Here is a 26,223-nt window from a genome sequence, read left to right as displayed (position 1 = left end):
CTTCTTAGGCTTATAAAAGCATCATATGCCTATGTTTAGAGAATGTACTTTAATTTATATGAACTTAAAATAAGATGGGCGTCAACTTAGCCTCATAACAGAAACGAATAATGGATTAAAAATTCCAAGCACGTTTATATTGTTTTGGAACTGAGAGTTCTTCTCTTAACTCTTTAGCAACTATTATTGGCCAGTTGGGTTGTCTTAACAGTTCTCTTCCGATAAAAATAAGATCGGCAACTTCATTTTGCAGAATCAGCTCTGCGTCCATTGCATTGGAAATTAACCCGACAGCCCCAGTTCGTATATTAGCTTCAAACTTTATTTTCTCTGCATATTGAATTTGATAACCCGGATAACTTTTTACTTTTTTGGGATTCACTCCACCAGAAGAACAGTCAATTAGATCTACTCCACATTTTTTTACTTCTTTTGCGATATAAATGTAATCTTCTATATCATTTCCTTCGGGGTCATATTCATTTGCTGATACCCTAACAAACAATGGTTTTAGCCATACTTCTCGAATAGCTGAGATAATTTCTTTTAGAAAGCGAAGACGATTATCTAAATTTCCACCATACTGATCAGTTCTTTTGTTAGAAATTGGGGAAATAAATTGGTGAATTAAGTACCCGTGAGCACCATGTAATTCTATGACATCAAAACCAGCTTCATCTGCTCGTTTTGCCGCCAACTTGAAATCATTTATTATTTCTTTTATTTTACTAATATCTAGCTCTATAGGGACAGGTCTCTCGTCTGTAAAAGGGATAGACGCTGGTGCAAAAATAGATGAGCCAGTTCTTGATTTTCTCCCTGCATGAGACAATTGGATACCGACTTTTGATCCGTGAGAATGAAGTGTACCCACTAAATTCTTTAACCCTTCTATTTGAGAATTATCCCAGATGCCAAGATCTTCTAAGCTAATTCTTCCGCTAGGTGAAACTGCAGTCGATTCCAAAATAATTAAACCGACTTGACCGACTGCTCGAGAGCTATAATGGAGACGATGCCAATCTGTAACCTTCCCATCCTGATTGAAACAAGAATACATACACATTGGCGACATAACAATTCGATTTTTAAATGTTACATCTCGAATTTGGTATTCGGAGAAAAGTTCCCCCATATCCTATTCACCTTCTTAAAAAGTTTGTTAAACGTTTTGCTTTGTTATTTCAATTCCACAAGCAAGCAAACATTTTTTTACTATTGTATTACCTGCATTAAGATAATAATTTTGGGTCAAACCACCAATATGAGGTGTAGCGATAAAGTTAGGTAAAGTAAAAAGGGGGGAATTGTACAAAGGTTCTTCTTCTTGTACATCTAATGCGCCATACTGTATTGGTCCATTTAATAGGGCATTATATAGAGCTTCTTCATTGACAATACCACCACGTCCAATATTAATTAGAGTGCTTCCTTTTTTCATTATTTGTAACTGCTCTTCACCAATCATATGATAGGTTTCATCAGTTAAAGGCGCATGGATCGTTACGATATCAGATTGTTTTAATAGAGTATCCAGTGATACTTTTGTCGCTCCCTTAGCCCGACACTCTTTAGTAGATACATATGGATCGTAACATAGCACGTTCATCTGAAAACCGTTATTCGCAATTCGTGCCGTATGTGATCCGATATTCCCCAAACCAATGATGCCAATTGTATTTTGAAAAATATCTCTAGCGGAAAGATACTTATTTTTGTTCCAATTTCCTTTTTTCATCTCTTCATACGCTGAAAAAACATGTCTTCTCAACGATAAGAGTAACGCAAAAGTATGCTCGGCTACTGACTGTGAATTAATACCAGGTAAATGAACTAATTTTATACCTTTATCTTTTACATAATTTTGATCTACTTGGTCAAGTCCGACTGAGGCAATCCCGATGACTTTCAAACGATGACAATTTTCAAGAACAGGATATTCAATTCTAGGTGTTAATGGCGTGGAGCGACCAATTAGAATATCATAACCGTTCACAATATTCTGAAATTTATCCGCATCAAGATCTAGTAAAATATCGACTTCACTATACGAACGTAATAACTCTATACCTGATTCATGAATGACATCAGTAACTAAAGCTCTCAAAAGAAACCTCCTTATCAAATCACCGTTTAACTTTTATTATCTTGAAAAAATATTCTTATTTCATGATCAGTTAATGCTCTCTTTTTAGAGATGGCCAGGCTTTTCAATTCAGGTAGTAAATTCTCTATTTGCTCGACGGGGATGTTTACATTCATTTCTTCTAGCTTTTTTGCTAATGATTGAAAGCCTGTTTTTTTACCGATCACTATATTTCTCTTTTGGCCAACGAGCTCAGGTACATAAGGCTCTGCCGTAAAAGAATTTTTTAATAATCCAGCTACAATCATTCCAGATTCATGTTGGAAAGAATTCTCCCCTACGACTGCTTTATGTGGTTGCAATTGGATATTAGATATTAGTTCAAGTCTCTTTGATACTTCTTTTAATTTGTCTAATTGAATGCCTATGTCAATGCCGTATAATACTTTAAGAGCGACAACCACTTCTTCTAATGAACAATTACCAGATCGTTCACCAATGCCATTTAATGTTACTGAGGCAATCTCAGCGCCTGCTTCTAATGCAGCCAATGTATTAGCGGTTGCTAATCCGAAATCATTGTGAGTATGAACCTCAATTGGTAGTTCACCAATAATGCCTTTCATTTTTTTAACTATATATTTAATGGTCAAAGGATGGGCAGATCCGACAGTGTCGACTAATCGAATCCGGTCAACAGTTTGCTCATCGGTAATTCTATTTAAAAACTCTTCTAAAAAGCTCTGTTCTACTCGTGTCGTGTCATAAGGGCTTAATATAACGAAAAGACCTTTTTTCTTGGCATATTCGGTCATCGTTAAACAGGTTTTTATATACTCCTCTTTTGTCATTTTCAGCTTATGTTCTCTTTGTAAATCACCAATAGGCAAACTGATTGAAATACCCCAAACTCCTGTTTCAGCAACGATATCAATATCTTCTTTTTTGGCTCGCGAAAGGGCCGTCAACTTTGCTTTCAAACCTAATGAAGAAATCGTTTCAATAGCTTCACGATCCTCCATAGATACAGCAGGCATTCCACTTTCAATTTCATGAACACCTAATTCATCTAACATTTTTGCTATTTCAATTTTATCCTGTTTGGTAAAAACAACACCAGCTTGTTGTTCGCCATCACGTAATGTACAATCTGAGATGATAATGTTATTTGAAAATGAAAACTGTTTCGCTATCTCATCAATAAAGTTAATCTTACTTACGTTCCACAAATCGCCTTTCCCTTGAGTTTCTAACATAAAAAGATTCACCCTCTTCATCTACTTTGATAAACTTTCGATCGTTGCTAAAATTGATTCAGGAACTGGTATTCCATTTTTTAATCGGTCAAGTTTCCGTTCATATTCGATTTCACCTGGCAGATAGATTTTGTTAGTGTCTCTCGCTAATTCTGTTGACTTTAATTGATGAATAAAATATTGAACCCGCTCAAAAAACAGTTCCTTTTCCATGAATTCTTCAATTTTTAAAGCGATAAAAGTGTGCCCTACATTTTGGCCTTCTTCTAATGAATTGTACTTGCCCACGTCTTTTCCAATCGCTGCATTGGCTAGGACAGATGATAGGATTTCAACCATTACAGATATGCCATATCCTTTATGTCCAGCCATAGGCTGTAATAAATAAGCTAAATCAGGATTACTTGTTGGTTTTCCATCTGAGTCAAGTGCCCAATCTAAAGGAATATCTTCATTTCGATCTTTAGCCGTAAGTATTTTAGAGAAAGCTACTAAACTATTAGCAATATCTAAGACGATGGGAAATGATTGATTGGTTGGAACAGCAATAGACCAAGGGTTATTACCATAAGTAGGTGTAATCCCTCCCCAAGGTGCAAGTCTTGGAGAAGCATTTGAAAGCGTGATTCCAATACAACCTTTTTCTGCAGCCATCATCGAATAGTAAGCAGCTGTTCCAAAGTGGTTACTATTATTAACAGCACTCATCCCGATCCCTACGTTTAGTGCTTTTTCTATCGCCTTTTCCATTGCCTGGTAACTAATAATTTGACCTAATCCATTATCACCATCAATAACCGACACTAGAAGTGAATCTTTTGTAAAGTGAATATTAGGTTCTTTATTTAAACTACCTGCTATTAAACGTTTGATATACGTGTCAACAAGAACTATCCCATGTGTGTCTGTTCCTCTTAAATTGGCTTCAACTAAAGTATCCGTAACGATCATGGAATCTTTCGTTGATAAACCATGGTTAGTAAATATTTTTTCTGCTTTTTGTCGAATCTCATCACTATGAACCGTAACATCATTTTTCACAATATCTCTCCCTTACTTTTATTCAATCGTCTTACTCAAATCTTTCTTTTGAGAAAATAGGTTTGAGAAAATTTTAGGGTTTAATAACAGTGCTAATACGAATATAACAAACCCATATACATCAGAATGTAACGAAGGATAAATCAGCATGACAAATGAGGCAATGAGCAAAAGCGATTGCCAAATAAACAACTTAGTTCCTATAAATGTTAAACGTTGAATGGCCATCGTAACTGCAACAATTCCAATAATTGCAGTAATAGCCGCTTTTACTATTTCAAAAGTAGTTCCATCTAGTAATAATACAGGACTGATAATAAAGAAAAATGGTACTGTAAACGCACCTATTCCTATTCGAACGGAATGCATACCAGTAGCCATGACATTTGCCTTGGCAATGGCTGCACCTGTATAAAAAGCAGCTCCAACAGGAGGTGTTATGGCTGATACTACTGCAAAATAAAACACAAACAAATGTGCAGACAACGCAGGTATCCCTAAGGCCACAAGGGAAGGAACAGCAACTGACATACTAATAATATAAGCCGCAGTCGTTGGAAGTCCCATACCTAGCACAATGGAAATTAATGCTGTGAAAAATGCAACAATTAAGATGTTTGAACCTGCTAAATTGATGATGACTGAACTAAATGAATTGCCTAAGCCTGTCATGGAAACGGTACCTATAACAATTCCAGCAGCAGCACACATCGCACCAATCCCAACAGAATTTTTTGCTCCATCAATTATCGCATTGCTAACTCCCTTAATTCCCATTTTATGATCCTTTGTAAACCAAGAAATAACAATGCAAGCCGCAATGGCTAAAAAGCCTGACCGAGTAACCGACATGTTTTGAATAATTAAGGCGTAAACGAGAACAAAGATCGGAAGCACAAGGTAACTAGACTTAAGTACCTCTCGAATTTTTGGAGTATCCTTTATTCCTTTCAGATTATTTTTAACAGCCTCTAAATCAACCATTAAAAACACTCCAACAAAATAAAGAATAGCAGGTAGAAGTGCGGCTGTAATAACCTCACGATAACTTAATTGTAAAAATTCGGCCATAAGGAAAGCACCTGCCCCCATAATTGGAGGTAATAGCTGACCACCAGTCGAGGCTGCCGCTTCAAGCCCACCTGCAAATGAAGATTTATACCCCGTTTTCTTCATTAACGGGATCGTAATGGAGCCTGTTGTTGCTACATTCGCCACAGAGTTTCCGTTGATAGATCCCAGGATAGCACTAGCTACAACAGCAACTTTTGCCGGTCCTCCTCTTAATCTACCGGCAATCGCAAACGATAAATCTACTAGAAATTTTCCTACCCCAGTTCTTTCTAAAAAGACTCCAAATAACATGTAAATAAAAATGATATTTACAAATGTACTCATTACAATTCCAAATATGGCACCAGGTCCAAATAAATAGCTTATGGTTCTTTCGAAACTAAAGCCAGTGTGTCCAAAAAATTGTGGCGATAATAAATCACCAAAAAGAGTGTATGCTAAAAAAATAAGCGCAATAATCGGAAGTGCCCATCCAAATTTTTTCCTAGAGAAATCTAATAATGCAATAATTAACAGAGTCCCAAATACGATATCCATATTTGTCCATACGGAACCGTAATACCACTCCAAACGTGGAATTTCAATTAACAAATAAATACAAGCTCCTACACCAGAACCTAGTATTAGGACATTCCAAATGAGACCTTTTACATTTTTAGTCTTTACATTTTCCTTAATAATAGAGCTATAAGCTAATAGAAATAAACAAAGTAATGCACCACTCTCCAACCTCCATGAATTAGGAGGAATCAAACCAAACAAATATGAAATAACGATTAATACGAAAGCAATCGCTATCAGGTTAAAAAAAGCATCATAAACCCTTTCTACAGTGGAGCTTTGTGTATTAGGCATATTAACCTCCCAATCTAACTACTATTTATATAGAGGATATTTAAGAAAGAGAACGGAACGGATCCGTTCTCTATTGTGTTTCCTCACTTAGTCTATAGCTCCAATTTCTTGGTAATATTTCAAAGCCCCTGGGTGTAACGTACCAATTAAGTTAGTAACACCTTCTACGGAAACACTTCCTGAGGCTGGAACTACTTCTACAACTTTATCCCAGTTCTCCCATGTAGCTTTTGTTATATTATAAGCAACATCTTCTGGTACATCTTCACTTATAATCAATGTTTGGTAGGCTCCAGGTACAGTTATTGTTTCATCTAAGAAGTCATAAATTTCAGTTGTCATTTCTGACTGCGTTGTATACGGTGCAACCTCTTGTAAAGTTTTGATATCTGCTTCTGAGAATTCAATAAATTTAAGGTCGACTTGTGATGAAAGGTCGATTACAGCTGACCACGGAGCACCTGCATAATACCAAATCGCATCAATTCTACCATCTCTCATCATATCCATTAGTTCACCAGGGGCAGCATAAATATATTCTGCGTTAATTCCTAAAGCCTCTGCCTGTACTTCTGCTACAACCGATGTTGGTGAACCTCTTGCCCCTAATCCTAAACGTACACCATCAAGATCCTGAATAGTCTCAATTGTACTCTCGGCTCTAGTAAAAATATGTCCTCTTGCTTCTGAAATAGGCATTAATGCCTTAAACTTTTCGTGTTGCTGCTCGAAATTCTTTTCTCCTCTTTCTGCATAATATTCACTAGGTGTAAATCCACTAGCAATATCAATCTCACCATTTTCAATCATTAAGTAATGAGCAGATGACCCCGCAGTTGACTGAACATTTAAGTTTACATTTGCATCCTCTTGGATCACTTCAGCCCAAGAAGAAACAAATCCGTACACCCAAGTACTTGTTCCAGCTCCACCGACGCGTAACCGAACTGGATCACTGTTACTATTTTCATTATTATTTACTTCCGTTTCATTAGACTGGGTTTCTGTTCCTTCTCCTGCTTCGCTTTGCGTTTCGGTATCACTACTACATCCAACTACAATGAACAACAGAGCAAGTAATACCATGAGTCCAACAACTAATTTACTTTTGAAGATTTTCATTACCTATAATCCCCCTTATACTTTTAATTGATAATCATGAAATGAATTATCAAAGATAAAATGTGTTTATTTGGAAAGCGCTTTCATAACATGTGAAGAATATTTTTTAGCTATTTGTATATGGGAATGGTTCTTTAACAGTTCTTCGATTTCATCATTACACTCTTGAAAAAGAGTTTCAATTTCTTTTTCAAGGTGTTGGTAGATGTATTTTTTCGCTTTTTCTTTTGCTAGAGCTTTAAGGTTATCAATATTTTGGAAGTTTCTCCTATAAGTATTATGTTTGTTAACTGTTTCAATGAGAGGTTCAATCCCTTTACCATTCACAGCTTCCGTTAAAAGGACTGGAGTGTGCCACATATGATCAGCTTTTTTTCTAATATGTAGCATCTGCTCTAGATCTTTTTTCAAACTATTAGATCCTCTAATGTCAGCCTTATTAACAATGAAAATATCTGCTATTTCAAGTAAACCAGCCTTTTCTGATTGGATCTCATCACCTAAACCAGGTACCATAACGACAATATTCGTATGAGCTATTGTAGAAATTAATGTTTCCGATTGTCCTGTACCGACCGTTTCAATTAAGATGACGTCAAAACCATAAGCATCTAATAACATTAAAGATTCAAAGGTTGTTTCAGATATTCCACCTAAATGGTTCCGGTTGGAAATACTACGAAAAAAGACTTTGTTATCTTGAAATATGTCATCATCCATTCTAATTCTATCACCAAGTACGGCACCGCCAGTAAGGGGGCTAGAAGGATCTACTGCTAAAACAGCTACACTTTTACCCTTTTTCCTGTATTCTTTAACTAGAGAGTTTACTAGACTACTCTTTCCAGCCCCTGGATTACCAGTTATCCCTACGTAATGAGCATTACCTGTTAAATGATAGATCCCATTTATCAATTCAGAGGACCTATTATCTTGATTTTCAACCATCGATATGGCTTTTGCTAAGGCTCTCTTTTTTTTATGAACTATACCTTCTATCAGATCATTATTTGTCATGAATGTCACCCTTACAATTATTCTACTTTTATTAAAATTACATCTGCTTGCCCTATCCCTCCACAAATAGCTGCAACCCCATAACCACCACCTCGCCGTTTTAATTCATAAGCCAGTGTCATCGTAATTCTAGCTCCACTTGATCCAATTGGATGTCCTATCGAAATAGCTCCACCTTTAACATTTGTTTTCTCTTTCAGCTTTTCCCAGGGTGTGCCAAACTCTTCTGCTAGGATTTTTGTACTGACAGCAGGCATTGCTGCGTATGCTTCATTAATTTCAATGAGTTCCATATCATCGATAGATAAACCTGCTTTATTTAGTAATGCAGAGATCGCTTCACCTGGCAATGTACAGGAAAAACGAGGATTCCCAGATATTGATAGAAAATCTACGATGGTTGCAAGTGGCTCTAACCCTCTATCTTTACAAGTTTGCCCACTCATTAAAAGTGTAACTGCAGCACCATCATTGATACCCGAGGCATTCCCAGGAGTAATCGTCGGACTTCCATAAACAGTAGATAACTGTCCTAACTTTTCAATATTAGTATTAGGTCTAGGGTTTTCGTCTATCTTAAGCTCATATACTTTCTCATTTTGAGTTATTGAAAAGGGAATAACTTCTTCACTAAATAATCCATTTTTTTGTGCTTTCGCCCAATTTTCCTGACTTTGTAACGCCCACTCGTCCTGAATTTCTCGGTTTACACCATATTCTAAAGCCGACTGCCCTACATAAATCACTCGTGGTTCATTTAAAAATTCATTCCTTAGTATGAGCGGATCTTGGAGATGAACATCACCTAAACGTTGTCCCCATCTTAATTGCGGGATTAAGAAAGGAGTTTGCGACATATTCTCCATACCACCTGCGATCCCGATAATATCCGAATCTAGTATTATAGATTGGCGCATCAATCCAATAGCCGTCATCGCAGAACAACAGGCTCTATCAATTGTTAAACTTCTCGTTGTTATTGGAAATTCCGCCTTTAAAACAGCTTGCCTTGTTGGAGTCATTCCATCTGTAGGCAGTACATGCCCCATGATTACATCTGAAATCTCTTCACTATTTAAATGGTTTCGGTTTATAATTTCGTTCAAAACATAACCACCAAGGTCAATTGCTGGTATTTCTTTCAATGCTCCTCCTAGCTTTCCGTAGGGGGTCCGTAATCCATCGACTATAACAACATTATCCAATTTCTGCTCCCCTTTCGTTACAGTACATCTTTTTTAATTCTTTCTTGTCAATTTTACCTATTGAGTTTTTTGGAAGAGAGTTGAGTAATATAAATTCCTTAGGGTTTTTATATCCTAATTGGTTTTTACACACCTGTTTAATTTCATCTAATGATGAGATTGACGTATTTTTATGCAATACAAGAAAAGCAACTACTTTTTCTCCCCAATCTTCATCCTCAATACCCAAAACCGCGGCTTCTATTACTAGATCACATTGATATAACACATCTTCAATTTCACGAGGATAAATGTTAAAGCCACCAGAAATAATCATTTCTTTTTTTCGTCCAAGAAGATATATGTAACCATCTTCATCTTTTTTCGCTAAGTCTCCTGTGAGAAGCCAACCATTTCTAAACGTTTTTTTCGTCTCTTCAGGTAAATTCCAATATCCTTCCATTACATGTTTAGAATGAACAACTAATTCCCCTACATGATTAGGTTCTAATAGATTTCCATTATCATCCATAATCTCTACTTGGACAAACGTATAAGGTTTTCCTATAGATGCAAGTCGATGATTAGAATTCTCTAGTGCTTCCTGATGTTCTTCCTGAGATAAAAAAGAAACAGTCATATAAGCTTCTGTTTGACCGTAATTTTGAACTAATTTCGGTCCAAAAATTTCAAGTGCTTTTTTAATTTGTTGAGGAGACATAGGGGCAGCCCCATAACCAATCATCCGTAAGTTACTTTTATCAACACTTCTTATTCTCGGATCATTCATAATTCGATTTAAAACGGTAGGTACACAAGTAAAGGCACTAATTTGATAGGTCTCTAAATATTCAAAGAAAAGATCAATATTAAAGCCATTGGGAATGATTATGTTTTGGGCTCCTTTTAAGAAAAACGGCATAAAGTAAGCTCCACTAGCATGTGTTAATGGTCCTAAATGTAATAAATGGTCATTGGATCTAATGTCCCTGTTGATTAACATATTTTTATAGACTTCGATCCAATTTCTTTGACTTAACATAACACCTTTTGCTTTACCAGTAGTACCAGAAGTATAGTTAATTGAACATAAGTCATTCTCATTTGTCGTATTTTGTATAGGTTCTTGGTGGGAATAATGATTTATTATATCGTTGTAGTAAAACAGCGGGATGCCTTTCGTGTTCTTTTGTACTGTGTCATCGGCAATGAAGAAATATTCGATAGTGGTCTCAATAGTTTGGCATTTTTGGTAGGATTGTTCATCGCATATTAACGCTTTTGCACCTGAATCTTGGAGGATGTGTTGGATTTCTTTGCTGGATAGAAAATAATTGATAGGAATATATACAATCCCCACTTTTTCCATGGCCATACGGAAGATGAGGTACCGGTAGGAGTTTTTTAAATATAACCCTACACGGTCACCTTTTTTTACTCCGTTTTTTATAAAAGCGTTTGCAACTTTATTTACAAAATTATTTAATTGTATATACGTAATTTGTTCTGACCCTTCTTTAATCGCAATTTGATCAGCAAAAGCTTTCGTCGTTTTTACTATCAGATCCTGTAAATTCATATTCTTTCACTCATTTCATTATCCAACGTTTCAAAGCATGCAATAATATCATCCATTTCCGATTCAGATGGAAAAACTTGATAAACACCTTTATCTATTAAAAGTGAAATATCTTCCTCAGGGATTACTCCCCCTACGAGAACTTTTATATCATCAGCATCTTCCTTTTTCAATACATCGATTAACCTACTAATTAAAGTAATGTGTGAACCTGATAGAATACTAATACCAATTGCATCAACGTCTTCTTGGATCGCTGTATTAACAATACTTTCTGGTGTTTGTCGTAACCCAGTATATATCACTTCCATTCCAGCGTCTCTTAAGGCAGCTGCCACTACCTTTGCCCCAACATCATGACCATCGAGTCCAATTTTTCCTATTAATACACGTTTTTTTCTCAATGAAGCACTCCTCCTTTCTAGAAACTTGGCTTTTGTTTGTACTCACCATAAATGGAACGAAAAACATCTGCAATTTCACCAAGTGTCGCATACTCTTTAATCGCATGAAGTACCGTTGGAACTGTATTTTCTTTCTCCAGTGCAGCTTCTTTTATTTCATTTAAGCACTTTACCACATTTTTATTAGAACGTTTACTTTTTATAAAATTTAGTGATTCAATCATTTGCTTCTCTGCATATGGATCAACTCTAAACGGCTTCGTTTCATTGACGAGATTTGGATCTTTAAGAATGTTTACGCCAACTTGAACTCTTTGTTTTTCATTAAATTCTTTTTGTCTACGAATGGCTCCTTCAGTCATTAACTTTGATATATATCCGTTATGAATACATGCAATCGGTCCACCATTACTCTCAACTTCATCTAAATAATCTTTAATTTCATTCTTTATCGCACAAGTTAAGCTTTCGAGATAATAGGATCCTCCAAGTGGATCGATCGTATTACTTAAACCTAATTCATTGTAGATAATTTGTTGGGTACGAACTGCAATTTTGACAGACTCTTCTGTAGGAGTGGAAGCAGCTTCATCATAAGATCCATTAAATAAAGAATGAGCACCACCAAAGAAATAACCAAGTGTACCTAAGGCGATCCTAACAATGTTGTTCAATGGTTCTTGTAACGTTTCTCGCCCATGACCATATGCTGTAATTTTAAGACCCATCGCATCTCTTGTAGTTGCCCCGTATTTAGCTCTAATAATTTCAGCCCATATCTTTCTTGTCGCTCGAAGATTAGCAATTTCAGTAAAAACATCATCTCTTTCATCAAGAAACATTGAAATCATAGGTGCAATTTGGTCAATATGGTAGCCACGCTCTAAGAGGTTTTCGATATAATGCTGTGCATTGGACAAAGCAATTGCGGTTCCAGCAGATGACCCTGAACCACCACCATTAATATGATTCACACATGCAGAAATTGGATTCCAATGAGGCATGTTCTCGATACAATACGCAACTGTATCAAGTGTTAAATTTATTGAAGGTTCAATTGGATAAACATACGTCCCTCTTGCGACATATTCTTTTAATATATCGTTTTGTAAATCAACACGATACTCTTCTGGTTTTAATCCTTGTTTTTCACCTAATGCTATAAATAATGCAAGAGCAGCAGGCCCAAAAGAATTCCCTAACATCCCTACTCTTCGAAGCTTATTTAATGGAACATCTTTAAATAGCGTTTCCATGTCGTACAGAGAGTTGATCGCAACTCCAACCTTACCTACTTCTCCTGTAGACATAATATGATCTGAGTTATAACCAACTTGTGTTGGTAAATCTACGGCTACCTGAATTTCTTCAGCACCTAATTCTACTAATCTTTTATACCTTTGATTGGATTGCTCCGGTGTCCCAAATCCAGAGTAAGCCCTTAAAATTGGTGTTTCACTTCTATACATATTTGGAGTATGCCCTCTTGTAAATGGGTACTCCCCAGGAAAACCGAGGTCTTTTAAATAATCATAATTAAATTTTTCTAAGTCTTTTGGAGTATAAAGGCGTTCGATTTCATGATTTAAATCATTTTTAAACCGCGCCTTTCTCTCAGGGTGATGCTCTAAATATGGATCTAGAACTTCCTTTTCCCATCTTTTTTTACTATTTTCAATATCAGAAGACACTTAATACCCTCCTATTAAAGCAAAGTAAAGTTTTTTATACTCTGAATTTAGTAGTATCAAAATTTTATTTTATATTAAGCTTTAACATTAACTTCAGCTGGCCAGGCTGGCAGCATCTTTCTAAGTTCTTTGTCTTCGCGATAACCTAAGACATAATCGGCTTGCATGAGTGTGTGGATTTCTCTAGTTCCTTCATATATAACTGGTGCTTTCGAATTTCTTAAATACCTTTCAACTGGATATTCACTAGAATACCCATAGGCACCATGGATTTGAACCGCATCATTCGCTGCTTTATTTGCAAAGTCACAGGCTTGCCATTTTGCAAGTGAAGTTTCTCTCGTATTTCTTTTCCCTTCATTTTTAAGAGAACCAGCGCGGTAAACGAGTAAACGCGACATTTGCAGACCTGCTTCCATTTTTGCAATCATTTGTTTTACTAATTGATGTTGACCGATTTCTTTTCCAAAAGTACTTCTTTCATGACAATAGGCGATGCTAGCTTCTAAGCAAGCCATAATTTGACCACATGCACCCGCAGCTACAGTAAATCTTCCATTATCAAGTGCACTCATCGCAATCTTAAATCCTTCGCCTTCTTCACCTAATAAATTTTCTTTTGGAACTCTAATATTATCAAAGAAGATTTCACCCGTATTTCCTGCACGAATTCCTAGCTTATTTTTAATCGCTCTCGAAGAAAATCCTTCAAAATCACGTTCCACAATAAATGCTGAAATCCCGCGATGAGCTTTACTTTTATCTGTGTAAGCAAATACAAGAAAGTAATCTGCTACATCACAGAGAGAAATCCATGTTTTTTGCCCATTTAAAATATAATAATCCCCATCTTTTACAGCAGTTGTATTTAAAGCAGCAACGTCAGATCCAGCATTCGGTTCAGTTAATCCAAAAGCACCGATTTTTTCACCTTTTGCTTGTGAGATTAAATATTTTTGCTTTTGTGCTTCTGAACCCCATTGTAGTAATGTCATACTATTTAAACCGATATGAACGGAAACAGCTGTTCGAAATGCTGTATCGCCTCTTTCTAATTCTTCGCATACAATTGCTAAGGAATTATAATCCATACCCGACCCACCATACTGTTCGGGTATACATACTCCCATTAGGTCAAGGTCTGCTAGTCGCTGCATAATCTCTCTTGGAAAATGTTGATTCTCATCCCATTCTTTTATGTAAGGTATGATTTCCTTATCCACAAAACTTCTTACCATTTTTCTTAACATCACTTGTTCATCTGAAAAATTCAAATTCATATGCTACCTCCAAATTTTTTATTTTGAAACCGCTTACCAAAATAATCAAACATATATTAAACTTTTAATTAAATCCACGGTTTCCTTAAGTTTTTTAGTATACATATTGATTTCATTTTCTTGTAAACGAGAAGTAGGTCCATAAATACTTAATGACATGATCGTATTTTCTAATATGAGAGGAACAGCTATTCCAACCCCGCCTGAAACTCGCTCTCCTTTTGTTACAGCAAAACCATTGGCAGCTATTCTTTCTAGCTCTTCTTTTAAACTGTCTTTATCAAGTATGTTACTTTCTGCAATCGTAGTGGTTCTTACTGATTCATCTAAATTTGCCAAAATCGCTTTTCCAGATGCCCCGGTGTAAATTGGAAATAATTTTCCTATTTCAGCAGTCCAACGCAACTCATAGTTTGACTCTACTTGAAATACAGTCATTCTTTTACCTTCGACAACTGAATTAAGACAGATTGTTTCTCCTGTATATTCCCGTAAATTTTCCATATAAGGTTTTACAAATTTAATTACATCATTCCTAGCAAGTGAACCTTGTGCAAATCGAATAACACCATAACCTAATTTATATTTTTGAGTTGTTTCATCAAAATAAAGACAATTCTTTCTTTCTAATGAGGTAACAATCCGTTGGGCTGATGTACTCCCAATATCAAACTTTCTACTTATTTCTCTTGGACCAATCCCGTTATTATTTTCTGCTAAATACGAAAGCAGGTCGACAGCTACTTCTACCATTTTCAATCCTTCAGGTTTGCTCATATATAAGTCACACCTTTAATGTTTATATAGTTTTTAATGACAGGAACACTGTTCCGTTTTTTAAATCATACAACACCAACCAACCTTTTGTAAATATATTTTTTGATTTTTTATTATATTTTGATTTTTCGGACTATTGATTCCCCTCATAAAGTTTAACCAAGTAGCTTAAATATTTGATTTTAAATGCAGTTAAACATTAAAAGACCCGCCCCTTTATTAAAAGAGACAGGTCTTATTGGCAATATCTTCTGCAAAATGGTTCCAATATTGACTATGGCGGTATGGGACGTGGAGTTAAAGTTTAGCGCAAAATTTGAAGTCAAAAACTTATTTAAATAAAATTATAAAAAATTAAAAGTTACTGTTGTTTATTTTCTTTTATGAAAAGTAATAAAACAGCAGCTAATACAATGGTAATCGCAGACAACACCCATGAAATTCTATAACTTCCAACCGTTTCAATGACCAAACCAAAAAAGAATGGGAATGATAATGTTGCTAAAAAAATAAATGATAGAAAAAAGCTGCTTACAACACCAACATGTTCCGGTTCAGCTAATTCAATCGCAAATGCTTGCATCACACCATTCCATCCGCCAATCGTCATTCCATACATAAAAAGTAAAATTCCGATAAAGATAACCGATGTGTCGGTCGGTATGGATGCTAGTATTAAACAAACCAAAAAAGAACTTAAACAAATAATCTGTAAGACGGTTTTCCTTGCTCCTTTAAACATAAAATCGCTAACTCCACCCCATAAAATTCTTCCTAATGCTCCTCCTGCAGAAGCCGTACTTAACAAAGTACCCGCTAAGATAACGCTATATTTAAAATCATTCGTTAAATATAATGCCAAATACATAAAATACGAAAATTGCGCTCCAACTAAAATCATTCCTGTTACAGTAACTAATAAGAGATTTTTATTTTTTAGGATTTCTAGTACTCCATACGGTTTCATTTCTTTTTTCGCAAAATTATCATTCGTTTCTTTATCTTTTTCTTTATAGAAAAAAAAAGCAATCCAACCCATCACTACGATTAAAATTCCAGTAAAAAATAGTGCGTAAAAAATGCTGTATGTAACAGCTATTACAGGTAAAGTAGCTGCACTTAAACTTCCACCTAACATGACTCCGACTTGTTTAATGCTTATAGCCGTTCCTCTAACATTTTTAGGGACCCAGGCGATAACCCCTTTATTTATCGCAGGATTAATAATTCCATATCCCGCACCAGCTACAGCTAAAAAAATAAAATATAACCAATACCCTTTTGAATAGCTTGCAAACAAAATAAATAGCCCTATTAAAAATAAGCCGATCGATAAAGAAGTTCTCACTTTATATCCATCCAGAAAGAACATATAAGCAAATGCCGTAATCGTTGTGCCAACATAAAAACTGACCATTAATGCCCCTACTTGGGTAGGAGTCAATGTTAGCTCCTCCTTGATCAAAGGAGCAAGAGTAGGAACACTACTCATGCCAAAATAGCCTAACAACATACATGCTGTAAGTAGTAAAAGCATCATCCAGGGCATATACGTTATTTTATGGTTTAAGCTTTTTAGTTCTTGTAAAGGCTTACTCATATTATCACTCTTTCAAATTGCTAGATTGGTATTGCCGAATCGATTACACAAAAATAAATATTATTTTTCACGACAAAACAAACTTACCAAAGCTACACAATGATACAAATAAATATATACAACTATTAAAATAAATGTATGCTAAGAAAATTTTGTAGATATTAGCTATAAACTTTCTTTTAATAGCAATCGATTACTATTAATACTAGCACAAAGTTTGAGTAGGTAAAAAAGTATGGCTTAAGATTAATGCTTTATATTTTTATTAATAATAGTGTGTACGTTAAAATAAAGATATTGAAAAAAACTTCAGGACCTTTTAATAGATACCCATTTGATAAACACTCGAAATGCATACCGATAAGAAAAAGGAGAGAGTAAATATGACAAATCAACCCAAAAAACATCAAGAAATACTCGATGCTTACTATTTTAGACATGCAACAAAAGAATTTGATCAGAGCAAAAAAATACCTGACGAAGACTTTCATTTTATCTTAGAAGCTGGAAGGCTATCGCCTAGCTCTATCGGAAGTGAGCCGTGGAAATTTCTTGTCGTGCAAAACCATAAGCTAAGAGAAAAATTAAGAGAGGTATCTTGGGGAGCACTAGGCCAACTACCAACAGCAAGTCATTTCGTAATCATCCTTGCTAGAACTATTAAAGATACCCATTATAATTCCGACTATTTAAGAAATCAATTTTTAAAAGTAAGAAACATTCCAGCTGACGTTTTTGAACAGAAAAAAATTCGCTACAAAACTTTTCAGGAAAATGACCTCCACCTTTTAGATAATGATCGAACGATGTTGGATTGGGCCGGGAAACAAACATATATTGCACTAGCTAACATGATGACAGCTGCAGCACAAATCGGTATTGACTCATGCCCGATTGAAGGCTTTGAATTTGATAAAGTTCAAAAGATTTTAGAAGAAGAAAACTTACTAGAAGGTGGACATTTAGCTGTCTCTGTTATGGTTGCCTTCGGATACCGTGTGAATGAGCCTCTACCTAAAACAAGAAAAATGTTGAAGGATATCGTACAGTGGATTGAATAAACGACCTTGAATTATGACTACCAATTTGGTGTTCTCAAGCTAAATCCGGATAAAACAAGTTGTAACAACACTGAAATTAAATCTATAAAATAAAAGTAGAAACTTACCCAGTACCCGATATACAACTCGTATAGCCCATTTAAAGAAAAGTCTGATATAACCCTGCTAGCTGCGTGAGTAAGAACAACACTCAAAAAAGCAATGATCCGGAGCCAATAAACTTCTTTTATTTCTTTTGTAGTCAGGTAATCAACGTCCTTCTACCTATTTTCTTTGATATCTTTCTTTTTCTCAACAAGAAAAGCGGAAGGTGTCTGCTTATCGGCGACAAGCGCTGGAGGGCCAGCAATTAGTGTCCTGACTTTTGGACACGTTGGATGGACCGAAGCGACCTCGAGCCGATGACACCTGAAGCTAGACATCCTCGAAATTTAAACTTTCTTATTCTTTTAAAAAAACATCCTTTTTTGGATGTTTTTTCTTCACCGTTGTTAGGATAGACATAACATTACGAGTAACTTAAGAAAACAAATATATCTCTATGCGCTTAAACAAAGATTATGATTAGTTTTATTCGATTGGTTATATCACTTTTTGAGATTAAGTATTAACACATAGCAAAGGTTAACAGCTATCGGCTCTCTGTTTAATTATTGATTTCCTTTTTTCACCCATTCAGCTACTATAACCGTACGCTTCGCTTGATGTTTAACGGCTGCTTGCACGTCTTCAATCATTTTTCCATCTTGACCAACTGTTACACTTACTCCGTATGGGTTACCACCTGAAGTAAATTGAACTGGATCCGTGTAACCAGGCGATGCAACAATTGCGCCCCAGTGATGCATAGATGTGTATAGGGAAAGGATTGTTGCTTCTTGACCACCATGAGGATTCTGAGCTGAAGTCATCGCACTAACTACTTTATTGACAAGCATTCCATTAAACCATAATCCGCCAGTTGTATCTAAAAATTGCTTCATTTGAGCGGGCATATTCCCAAAACGTGTTGGTACACTGAAAATAATTGCATCTGCCCATTCAAGGTCATCTAAAATGACTTCAGGAATATCTTTCGTTGCTTCAACATGAGCTTTCCAGCCTTCATTTTCATCAATGACTGATTGTGGAGCAAGTTCAGGTACTTTTAATATTTTCACTTCTGCACCAACTTCTTTCGCACCTTCTTCAGCCCATTTAGCTAATTGATAGTTTGTTCCACCCATACTGTAATAAATTACGGCTAATTTTACGTTTGACATATCGTTTGCCTCCTTTTTATTTCCAAAAAGTTTTTCTAAAAATCCCATCATAATACACCTTCTTTTCGTTGTTTAGTTTTGTCTACTTCCTTTTATAAGAACCACCTCCATTGAAAATAATTCATTTTCAATGTCCGCATGTTCTTTTTCCCCTAAGTTTAGATCCTTTATTATATATCTCAATTTCACTTTTCTTGAATTCGAGATAAATAAATTGATTCAGCAAATGAATCTTTTTCTTCTTACCCTTTAAAGATCAATTGACCTAATAAACAATCATCTGTAAAAGCTTTTGATTTATTGTAATGGTTATAACTTACGATACCACTTTGCTGCGGTTTCTACTTCCTCTGCAGTCAATTGGTGACCTCTATTTTCCCAATGAAGATCTACTTTTGCATTTGCTTTTTCTAATAACGATTGTAATTCTGAAGATTCCATTGGTGAACAAATGGGATCATTCGTACCTGCTGCAATAAACACAGACTTTCCTGTTAAATCAGGAAGTTCAATACCTCTTCTCGGTACCATTGGGTGGTGAAGAATCGCACCATTCAACGCATTTTTATAGTGAAATAATAAACTTGCTGCAATATTTGCACCATTAGAGTAACCAATGGCAATTATATTTTCTCGGTCAAAATGATACTTTTCCGCTGCTTCATCTAGGAATTGATTCAATTCCTTCGTTCGGAAAATGAGATCTTCTTCATCAAATACTCCTTCAGCTAACCTGCGAAAAAATCGTGGCATTCCATTTTCTAACACATTTCCTCTGACACTTAGCACTGAAGTCTCATCATCAATCATCCCCGCAAGAGGCAACAAATCTAGTTCATTCCCTCCAGTGCCATGAAGTAAAAGTAAAGTGGGTTTTGATGGATCTTTTCCCTGATTAAATATGTGTTTCATGATTTATCTCCTTTCTCTTTTCGTAACATGAATCTAACTCTCTAACTTCAAATGGAAGAACCACTTGTTCAATTGGTCAGGCAACATCAATTTTTCCTTGGTAAGCACCTGACCATGGAAAAAAAGTGATAATCGTCCCTGGTTTTCCTCCTTCATTACCAAAATAAAGATGATGTCAAATAAGAATAGTGAGTAACACCAAATTATGATTAATTCAGATATTATGGCTTCGAGATATTTACTTAAAAAATTTATTGTCCTGAATATTCATAACTACTATCCTTTCATTATCTCGAATTCGAGATAATTATATAATACTTCATTTTTAAGTGTCAACTGATTTATATCTAAAAACGTTTAGAGTTTACTATTCTTATGTTACGGTGCACCTTAGCCTCTCAAACTGTGAATTTTAAAAAAAGAACCTTCAATCCAAAGATAGATCAAAGGTTCTGTATTTTATTTCCAAAGATATTTAATTATTTACTCTACATCTAAAACATTAACTAAAGACTAGCTCTTTTTCGACTTTTTCGCTTAGACCAAGTGTCTGTGCTGTTGAAGTATGAATTTCTTGTAGAAGCTCAGAGTTTTCCACTAGTGACACGCCATAAGAAGGAATCATTTCTTTGATTTTCGGTTCCCACTCTTTCATATGTTGCGGGAAGCATTTTTCTAATACCTGAAGCATAACGTGAACGGCAGTAGAAGCACCTGGAGAAGCACCTAGTAATGCAGCGATCGATCCATCAGCGGCAGTAATCACTTCTGTACCAAATTGAAGTGTTCCTTTGCCGCCAGCTTCAGTATCTTTGATAACTTGTACACGTTGGCCCGCTACTACTAAATCCCAATCCTCATCTTTGGCGTTCGGGATAAACTCACGTAACTCTTCCATGCGCTGTTCTTTTGAAGACATAACTTGCTGAATCAAGTATTTTGTCAATGACATCTCTTTTGCGCCTGCCGCCAACATCGTTAAGAGATTATCCGATTTTATGGAAGTTACTAAATCGAACATTGAACCGTATTTTAAAAACTTTGGTGAGAAGCCAGCAAATGGTCCAAATAGTAACGATTTTTTATTGTCTATATATCTTGTGTCAAGATGCGGAACAGACATTGGCGGAGCACCAACCTTAGCTTTGCCGTATACTTTTGCATTATGCTGCTCTACAACATCCGGATTATTACACACCATAAAAATGCCGCTTACCGGGAATCCTCCAATATGTTTCCCTTCAGGAATACCAGATTTTTGCAGTAAATGTAGGCTTCCTCCCCCGCCTCCGATAAAGACGAATTTTGCCGTATGGCGTTCGATATCACCAGTACTGTCATCATGCACTTTCACTTCCCACGAGCCGTCGCTAGTACGTTTAATATCATGAACAGTATGTTTGTAGTTTATATCGACATTTTTATTTTCTAAGTGATTGAACAACATGCGCGTTAAAGCACCAAAGTTGACATCCGTTCCAGCGTCGATTTTTGTGGCAGCTATAGGTTCATTCGATGCGCGGTCCTGCATAACAAGCGGAATCCATTCCATTAGTTTTTCCGGATCATCGGAAAATTCCATCCCTTGGAATAGAGGATTGTTTGATAGCGCTTCAAATCGTTTCTTTAAAAACGTTACATTTTGTTCCCCTTGTACAAAACTCATATGAGGCAATGGCATGATAAAGTCCTGTGGATTATCTATCAGCTTACTGTTTACTAGATAAGACCAAAACTGCATTGAAACCTGAAACTGTTCATTAATTTTTATAGCTTTACTAATATCTACAGATCCATCCGGTTTTTCATCTGTGTAGTTAAGCTCGCACAGTGCCGCATGTCCCGTACCCGCATTATTCCATTCGTTAGAGCTTTCCTCCCCTGCGTTTGCGAGCTTCTCAAAAACAGTAATTTCCCAGTCCGGTACTAATTCTTTTAGAAGCATCCCCAAAGTCGCACTCATGGCTCCGGCACCAATTAAAATGACGTCTGTTTTAGTTTCTCTGTTGTTCATTTTTACCAACCTTTCCCCCTAAAATTTGCTAGGCGTCACACCAAGCTAAGGCGTGACCTAGTCACTCACCTTTTCTGTCTCAATGATAACCATATCATATCATATTGTATTAAAATTATTTATAGTTTAATATATCTACTATTATATGATAATTATAAGTTATTTAAAAGCTAGTAATATGAAAAGTCAGTCCACAAGGCCTAGGAACACACAACTAAACTACTTGTGTTAATTCGATTTGATATAATCCAAGGCCTTAGAAACTTATATGATCGTTTAAAGCTAGAAGAAATCAAACAATGTGCACTAGAATTAATAGCAAACGAAGAAGATAGTAAATATCAAAAGAAATATGCTACTGTATGGCGAAATACATAAATCAAAAAAATGAGCTATTGAAAAAATATCAATAGCTCATCAACAAATCGAGGGAAATGTTGTTTGAGAACTTCCGATGTTGCATCTATAGGACTTATGTACATACATAGAAAAATTGTTATACGTAAAACTATCTGCAATACTTATTCCAAGCTTTTCTGAGGTGGTTCCCAGCCATTACGTTCGTAATCTACTAGATGAATATCTAATGTATCATTCTTAATTGGGTTAATCATTTTAAAAGTTCTAGGTGGTCAATCCACCTAGAACTTCCCCTCAATCTTTCTCATCATCAATTTTTAAAATGCCTAAATACTCTTTCCAAGGGCCAACATCCACCCTGTATCTTTCTGCCATAACACGGACAATTTGCGAAATATGCGTTAAGTCATGTACTACCCAAGTCGATAACAGTTCTCTTACCTTTACCTGGCCAAATGCTGGATGCATTCCCGTTAATTCATAGTGTAAGTTGGAGTCAATCAGCTTCTTCATTTTGATGATATTTTCGGCTCTTATCGTTTTAAATTCATCCAGCTTTTCTGTGATCGATTTTCCAGACTTTTCGTTGAGATGTGCATATCGATCAAACGAGGGAAATGGCTTGCTTTCCCCCTCTTGAAGGATGATTTCTAACCTCGGAACCCAATTCACTTTTTCTCCATCGATCAGATGATCAATCACTTCAACAATATTCCACGTTCCTTCCCCCTCATTAGCTGTTATCCAACTGTCTGATAGGCCGGTTAAAAAAAGTGCTAATGTTTGTGGCGTCCGCTCAAGTACTTCGATCGCTTCCTCTAAATTAAAATTCATATTTTGGCTCCTTTCTTGGTGGCGAGACGGGCACGCCTCTTAAAAAGTTCAAATTTTCTCGTTTTACAAAGTGTTCCACATGCTACTAGTTGTCACTCATTTTCTCGATCGTATAATCAATGGAAAGCCGGTCATAGTCGTAAGCAATCAAAACTCCAAGCAGTAGCCCAACCCATGATTGGTTTTAAACAGTTGATCTAACAATGTTTGACTTTTGGAAGCAAGGTACCATGAAGGTCAATGATTCGTTGTTTTACTACCATTCTTGGTATACTTAAACTCTATACCGCCTTTCTTTAAGTCGTTAAATAACTCAGTAAGTTCGAGACCACCTGTGACTGCTTGCGGTAATCCCCATGTCATCTAACGTCTGCCATAAGCTTTCCATTGCTTTTTCTCTATCAAAGTAAAACTCTCTACCTCTTACTCGCCAAAATTTCCAACCAGACCGCTCAAGCGATTCTTGTCTTTGCATATCTTCCTCAAACTTTTCAGGTCCATGCCATCTCTCGCCGTCACATTCCACAGCAAGCCGATCACGGATCCCTTCAATAACAAAGTCGATACGATACCGCCCTACCTCTACTTGTGGAGTCACTTTATATCCTCGAGCTAAGATCATTCGTAACACATCTTTTTCAAAATTTAGCTCTTTTTTGTCCTCAATTCGTGATCTTCTTATCTCAATGCTATACACCGAAAATCACTCCTTGACTAACCTGCTCTATTGCTAAATTACAATTATTTCTCAATCACTGTTCGTTCCACTGAAAATGAACTTCATCGTTTTCTTTTTGTAAGAATATTTCTGATGGTAAATATTAATTTAGAAGAAATGTTATTCAGTTATAAATCCTTCGTTATTCAATTTAAGTGATTGATAAAATTCAACGCGGGAAACTTCAAAAAAAGCTAAAATCCAAAGAACACCCACCACCAAAGCCACTAATCCTAATAAAAACCATAAGCCAAATATTAAATATAATCCAATCAAAGATGCTCTATTCCCACGCATGAGCTTAAAACTATAATAAATACATTTAAACAGTTTTATTTTGGGCCGTTCATAAAGAATATACATAGACTGGGAGAGTCCTAAATAAATCCATACAATTATTAAAGAAAAAACTAAAAGCCCTATAAACTTTGCTATATCAGGAGTAGCCACATCTCCTGTTAAAAATATAAGAAAATATAAAAATGTAATCGTAAGAAGAATTACGATAAAAAACTGCAATAATCGACTAAGTGCTAAAATTACAAAGCCTTTGAATAGTAGACTTTTGTTTTTAAAGCTATATAAGAATGCTTTTAAAAATTTATTGCCCTCTTTGTATTTGATATGGTAAATAAGATCAACTACATCTTTATTGTTATTCAATAATTTTTTATTGGCACCCGTGCATTTCTTACTGCCGATGTGGGAGTATTAACATTTCCATACACAATGGAAGCACTTGAATAACGAATTTATAGGCGGGGGCATACAATGAATCGAAATGCGAACTAATTATTAAAAGGAGACGGACAATATGTTTTACAACCATTCGTATTACAATTATCGGATGAACGCAGTTTACGCAGAAGTCAACGGTGGCACTCTAGCCCCTGATATCAGAGGAATCGTATCTTTTCAACAAGTCCTGGGAGGAACGATGGTTTGTGCGCAAATTTACGGACTCCCGCCTTATCGACCTGCTCAGGGAAACAAGGACCCGATCGGCCCACACGGGTTTCATATCCATGAAAACGGCAGCTGTCAAATTGGAGATCAAAAGGAGCCTTTTTTGGCCGCAGGAGAGCATTGGAATCCGACAAATCAACCGCACGGCAATCACGCAGGCGATTTTCCGGTTCTCTTTTCTAATAACGGTTATGCGTATATGTGTTTCTTTACCAATAAATTTAACGTAGCCGATGTGATCGGAAAAGCAGTAATAATTCATCAGAACCCCGACGATTACCGTACGCAGCCGGCAGGAGATGCTGGAAAGCGATTGGCTTGCGGCGTGATTCAGGCTTCGAACGGGATGGGAAATATCCCTTCCTCATTACCAAACTAAATTTGCGGTAGGGGCACTAGGTGTATCTCAATTATTCCAATTAGTTAAAAGGTAATTATAACTCAATTTCATATTCCATTCGTCTTGCTGTCTCTATAGCAACTTCTTTTCCAAGTAGTCGAGAAATCAAATGAAAGGACATATTAATTCCTGCTGAAATCCCTCCAGAAGTTATTAGTGAACCTTCATCAACAAATTTAACACCACGTTGGACTGATACGTCAGGGAATTCCTGTTCTAATCTATCAATATCCATCCAATGCGTTGTTGCTCTTCTTCCATCAAGAATACCTGCTTTTGCAAGAAGCAGTGCACCAGTACAGACGGAAGTCATAAACTCCACTTTTGTTTGTTGTTTTTTGATCCACTCAATTACATTAGGATTGTTAATTTCAATCTTTTCAGCACCATATCCCCCAGGAATAATAACAATGTCTAATGAAGGGTGGTTAGCGAAACTAAAATCTGGTTTAACATTTAAACCATTCCTCGCAGTAACTAATTCTCCATTTTCTGAAATTGTTTTTACAATAAAGGGCTTATCATTTGATTTAGGAATAGTCGCAATAGAAAAAACTTCAAATGGTCCTGCAAAATCTAATACTTCTACATCGTTAAATAGTAATATACCAACTGTACGTTGTGACAATTTTTTAACCTCCCGTAAAATTCTATTTGTAGCATTTTTATATAATAATTCTTTACTATAAATCTACTATTAAAAATATAGAACAAATTTAGAACCTACCCA

Annotated in this window: 23 protein-coding genes and 1 pseudogene; 2 read left to right on the top strand and 22 right to left on the bottom strand. The window is 36.0% G+C overall.

The annotated features are described in order from the left end of the window. Window positions 1–115: 115 nt before the first annotated feature. The 14 genes from namA to J0N78_RS01555 form a co-directional block, all read right to left on the bottom strand. A complete protein-coding gene (gene namA / locus J0N78_RS01620; RefSeq protein WP_209121249.1) occupies window positions 116–1,135 on the bottom strand; it encodes an NADPH dehydrogenase NamA in 1,020 nt (339 codons plus the stop codon). Window positions 1,136–1,162: 27 nt separating this feature from the next. Beyond that, window positions 1,163–2,107, bottom strand: coding sequence for an NAD(P)-dependent oxidoreductase (locus tag J0N78_RS01615; RefSeq protein ID WP_209121248.1), 945 nt, complete (start codon window positions 2,105–2,107; stop codon window positions 1,163–1,165). 26 nt (window positions 2,108–2,133) lie between these two features. Beyond that, complete coding sequence (locus J0N78_RS01610) at window positions 2,134–3,342, bottom strand: homocitrate synthase/isopropylmalate synthase family protein (protein WP_209121247.1); 1,209 nt, start codon at window positions 3,340–3,342, stop codon at window positions 2,134–2,136. A gap of 21 nt (window positions 3,343–3,363) precedes the next feature. Further along, window positions 3,364–4,383, bottom strand: a complete 1,020-nt coding sequence (locus J0N78_RS01605) for an Ldh family oxidoreductase (protein WP_209121246.1) — start codon at window positions 4,381–4,383, stop codon at window positions 3,364–3,366. A gap of 18 nt (window positions 4,384–4,401) precedes the next feature. Beyond that, on the bottom strand, window positions 4,402–6,312 hold the full coding sequence (locus J0N78_RS01600; RefSeq protein ID WP_209121245.1) for a TRAP transporter permease: 1,911 nt from the start codon (window positions 6,310–6,312) through the stop codon (window positions 4,402–4,404). Window positions 6,313–6,399: 87 nt separating this feature from the next. Next, the gene (locus J0N78_RS01595; protein WP_209121244.1) at window positions 6,400–7,434 is read right to left on the bottom strand and encodes a TAXI family TRAP transporter solute-binding subunit; all 1,035 of its coding nucleotides are present in this window, start codon (window positions 7,432–7,434) and stop codon (window positions 6,400–6,402) included. A gap of 66 nt (window positions 7,435–7,500) precedes the next feature. Further along, the gene (gene meaB, locus J0N78_RS01590) at window positions 7,501–8,451 is read right to left on the bottom strand and encodes a methylmalonyl Co-A mutase-associated GTPase MeaB (RefSeq protein WP_209121243.1); all 951 of its coding nucleotides are present in this window, start codon (window positions 8,449–8,451) and stop codon (window positions 7,501–7,503) included. A 17-nt stretch (window positions 8,452–8,468) separates the two neighbouring features. Continuing rightward, window positions 8,469–9,656: a thiolase family protein gene (locus J0N78_RS01585; RefSeq protein WP_209121242.1), complete on the bottom strand. Its 1,188-nt coding sequence runs from the start codon at window positions 9,654–9,656 to the stop codon at window positions 8,469–8,471. Continuing rightward, window positions 9,649–11,214, bottom strand: a complete 1,566-nt coding sequence (locus J0N78_RS01580) for a class I adenylate-forming enzyme family protein (RefSeq protein WP_209121241.1) — start codon at window positions 11,212–11,214, stop codon at window positions 9,649–9,651. The genes J0N78_RS01585 and J0N78_RS01580 overlap by 8 nt, the downstream gene beginning before the upstream one ends. Further along, entirely contained in the window at window positions 11,211–11,618 is a 408-nt protein-coding gene (locus J0N78_RS01575; RefSeq protein WP_209121240.1) for a cobalamin B12-binding domain-containing protein, read from the bottom strand. Before J0N78_RS01575 ends, J0N78_RS01580 begins: the two co-directional genes overlap by 4 nt. Before the next feature lie 17 nt (window positions 11,619–11,635). Beyond that, window positions 11,636–13,309 (bottom strand): methylmalonyl-CoA mutase family protein, encoded by a 1,674-nt coding sequence (locus J0N78_RS01570; protein WP_209121239.1) that lies wholly within the window; start codon window positions 13,307–13,309, stop codon window positions 11,636–11,638. A gap of 74 nt (window positions 13,310–13,383) precedes the next feature. Then, the gene (locus J0N78_RS01565) at window positions 13,384–14,589 is read right to left on the bottom strand and encodes an acyl-CoA dehydrogenase family protein (protein WP_209121238.1); all 1,206 of its coding nucleotides are present in this window, start codon (window positions 14,587–14,589) and stop codon (window positions 13,384–13,386) included. Window positions 14,590–14,634: 45 nt separating this feature from the next. Then, the gene (locus tag J0N78_RS01560) at window positions 14,635–15,366 is read right to left on the bottom strand and encodes an IclR family transcriptional regulator (RefSeq protein WP_209121237.1); all 732 of its coding nucleotides are present in this window, start codon (window positions 15,364–15,366) and stop codon (window positions 14,635–14,637) included. Between the two features lie 361 nt (window positions 15,367–15,727). Next, entirely contained in the window at window positions 15,728–16,966 is a 1,239-nt protein-coding gene (locus tag J0N78_RS01555; RefSeq protein ID WP_209121236.1) for an MFS transporter, read from the bottom strand. Between the two features lie 383 nt (window positions 16,967–17,349). Here J0N78_RS01555 and J0N78_RS01550 point away from each other — a divergent pair, with 383 nt between their 5' ends. Next, window positions 17,350–18,027 carry an NAD(P)H-dependent oxidoreductase gene (locus J0N78_RS01550; protein WP_209121235.1) on the top strand — a complete coding sequence of 226 codons (678 nt, stop codon included), beginning with the start codon at window positions 17,350–17,352 and terminating at the stop codon, window positions 18,025–18,027. A 650-nt stretch (window positions 18,028–18,677) separates the two neighbouring features. On the opposite strand, the gene wrbA is transcribed toward J0N78_RS01550, so the two are convergent. The 7 genes and pseudogenes from wrbA to J0N78_RS01520 form a co-directional block, all read right to left on the bottom strand. After that, window positions 18,678–19,289, bottom strand: a complete 612-nt coding sequence (gene wrbA / locus J0N78_RS01545) for an NAD(P)H:quinone oxidoreductase (RefSeq protein ID WP_374193839.1) — start codon at window positions 19,287–19,289, stop codon at window positions 18,678–18,680. A gap of 309 nt (window positions 19,290–19,598) precedes the next feature. Continuing rightward, window positions 19,599–20,201, bottom strand: a complete 603-nt coding sequence (locus J0N78_RS01540; RefSeq protein WP_209121233.1) for an alpha/beta hydrolase — start codon at window positions 20,199–20,201, stop codon at window positions 19,599–19,601. 88 nt (window positions 20,202–20,289) lie between these two features. Then, a pseudogene (locus J0N78_RS25630) lies at window positions 20,290–20,376 on the bottom strand (hypothetical protein); the annotation flags it as partial. 327 nt (window positions 20,377–20,703) lie between these two features. Then, window positions 20,704–22,215, bottom strand: a complete 1,512-nt coding sequence (locus J0N78_RS01535; protein ID WP_209121402.1) for a malate:quinone oxidoreductase — start codon at window positions 22,213–22,215, stop codon at window positions 20,704–20,706. 654 nt (window positions 22,216–22,869) lie between these two features. Beyond that, window positions 22,870–23,409, bottom strand: coding sequence for a DinB family protein (locus J0N78_RS01530; RefSeq protein ID WP_209121232.1), 540 nt, complete (start codon window positions 23,407–23,409; stop codon window positions 22,870–22,872). 313 nt (window positions 23,410–23,722) lie between these two features. Next, on the bottom strand, window positions 23,723–24,106 hold the full coding sequence (locus J0N78_RS01525) for a DUF559 domain-containing protein (RefSeq protein WP_209121231.1): 384 nt from the start codon (window positions 24,104–24,106) through the stop codon (window positions 23,723–23,725). A 141-nt stretch (window positions 24,107–24,247) separates the two neighbouring features. Continuing rightward, on the bottom strand, window positions 24,248–24,790 hold the full coding sequence (locus tag J0N78_RS01520; RefSeq protein ID WP_209121230.1) for a DUF975 family protein: 543 nt from the start codon (window positions 24,788–24,790) through the stop codon (window positions 24,248–24,250). Window positions 24,791–24,941: 151 nt separating this feature from the next. Here J0N78_RS01520 and J0N78_RS01515 point away from each other — a divergent pair, with 151 nt between their 5' ends. Continuing rightward, window positions 24,942–25,472 (top strand): superoxide dismutase family protein, encoded by a 531-nt coding sequence (locus tag J0N78_RS01515; RefSeq protein WP_209121229.1) that lies wholly within the window; start codon window positions 24,942–24,944, stop codon window positions 25,470–25,472. Window positions 25,473–25,527: 55 nt separating this feature from the next. Here the strand turns inward: J0N78_RS01515 and J0N78_RS01510 are convergent, their stop codons facing one another. Beyond that, window positions 25,528–26,121, bottom strand: coding sequence for a DJ-1/PfpI family protein (locus tag J0N78_RS01510; protein ID WP_209121228.1), 594 nt, complete (start codon window positions 26,119–26,121; stop codon window positions 25,528–25,530). Window positions 26,122–26,223 lie beyond the last annotated feature (102 nt).

The sequence above is a fragment of the Alkalihalobacillus sp. BA299 genome, from assembly GCF_017745675.1.
In the GTDB taxonomy this organism is placed as follows: Bacteria; Bacillota; Bacilli; order Bacillales; family Bacillaceae_F; genus Alkalihalobacterium.
The sequence above is the reverse complement of the archived record's forward strand: the minus strand, read 5'-3'. Positions and strand labels throughout refer to the sequence as shown.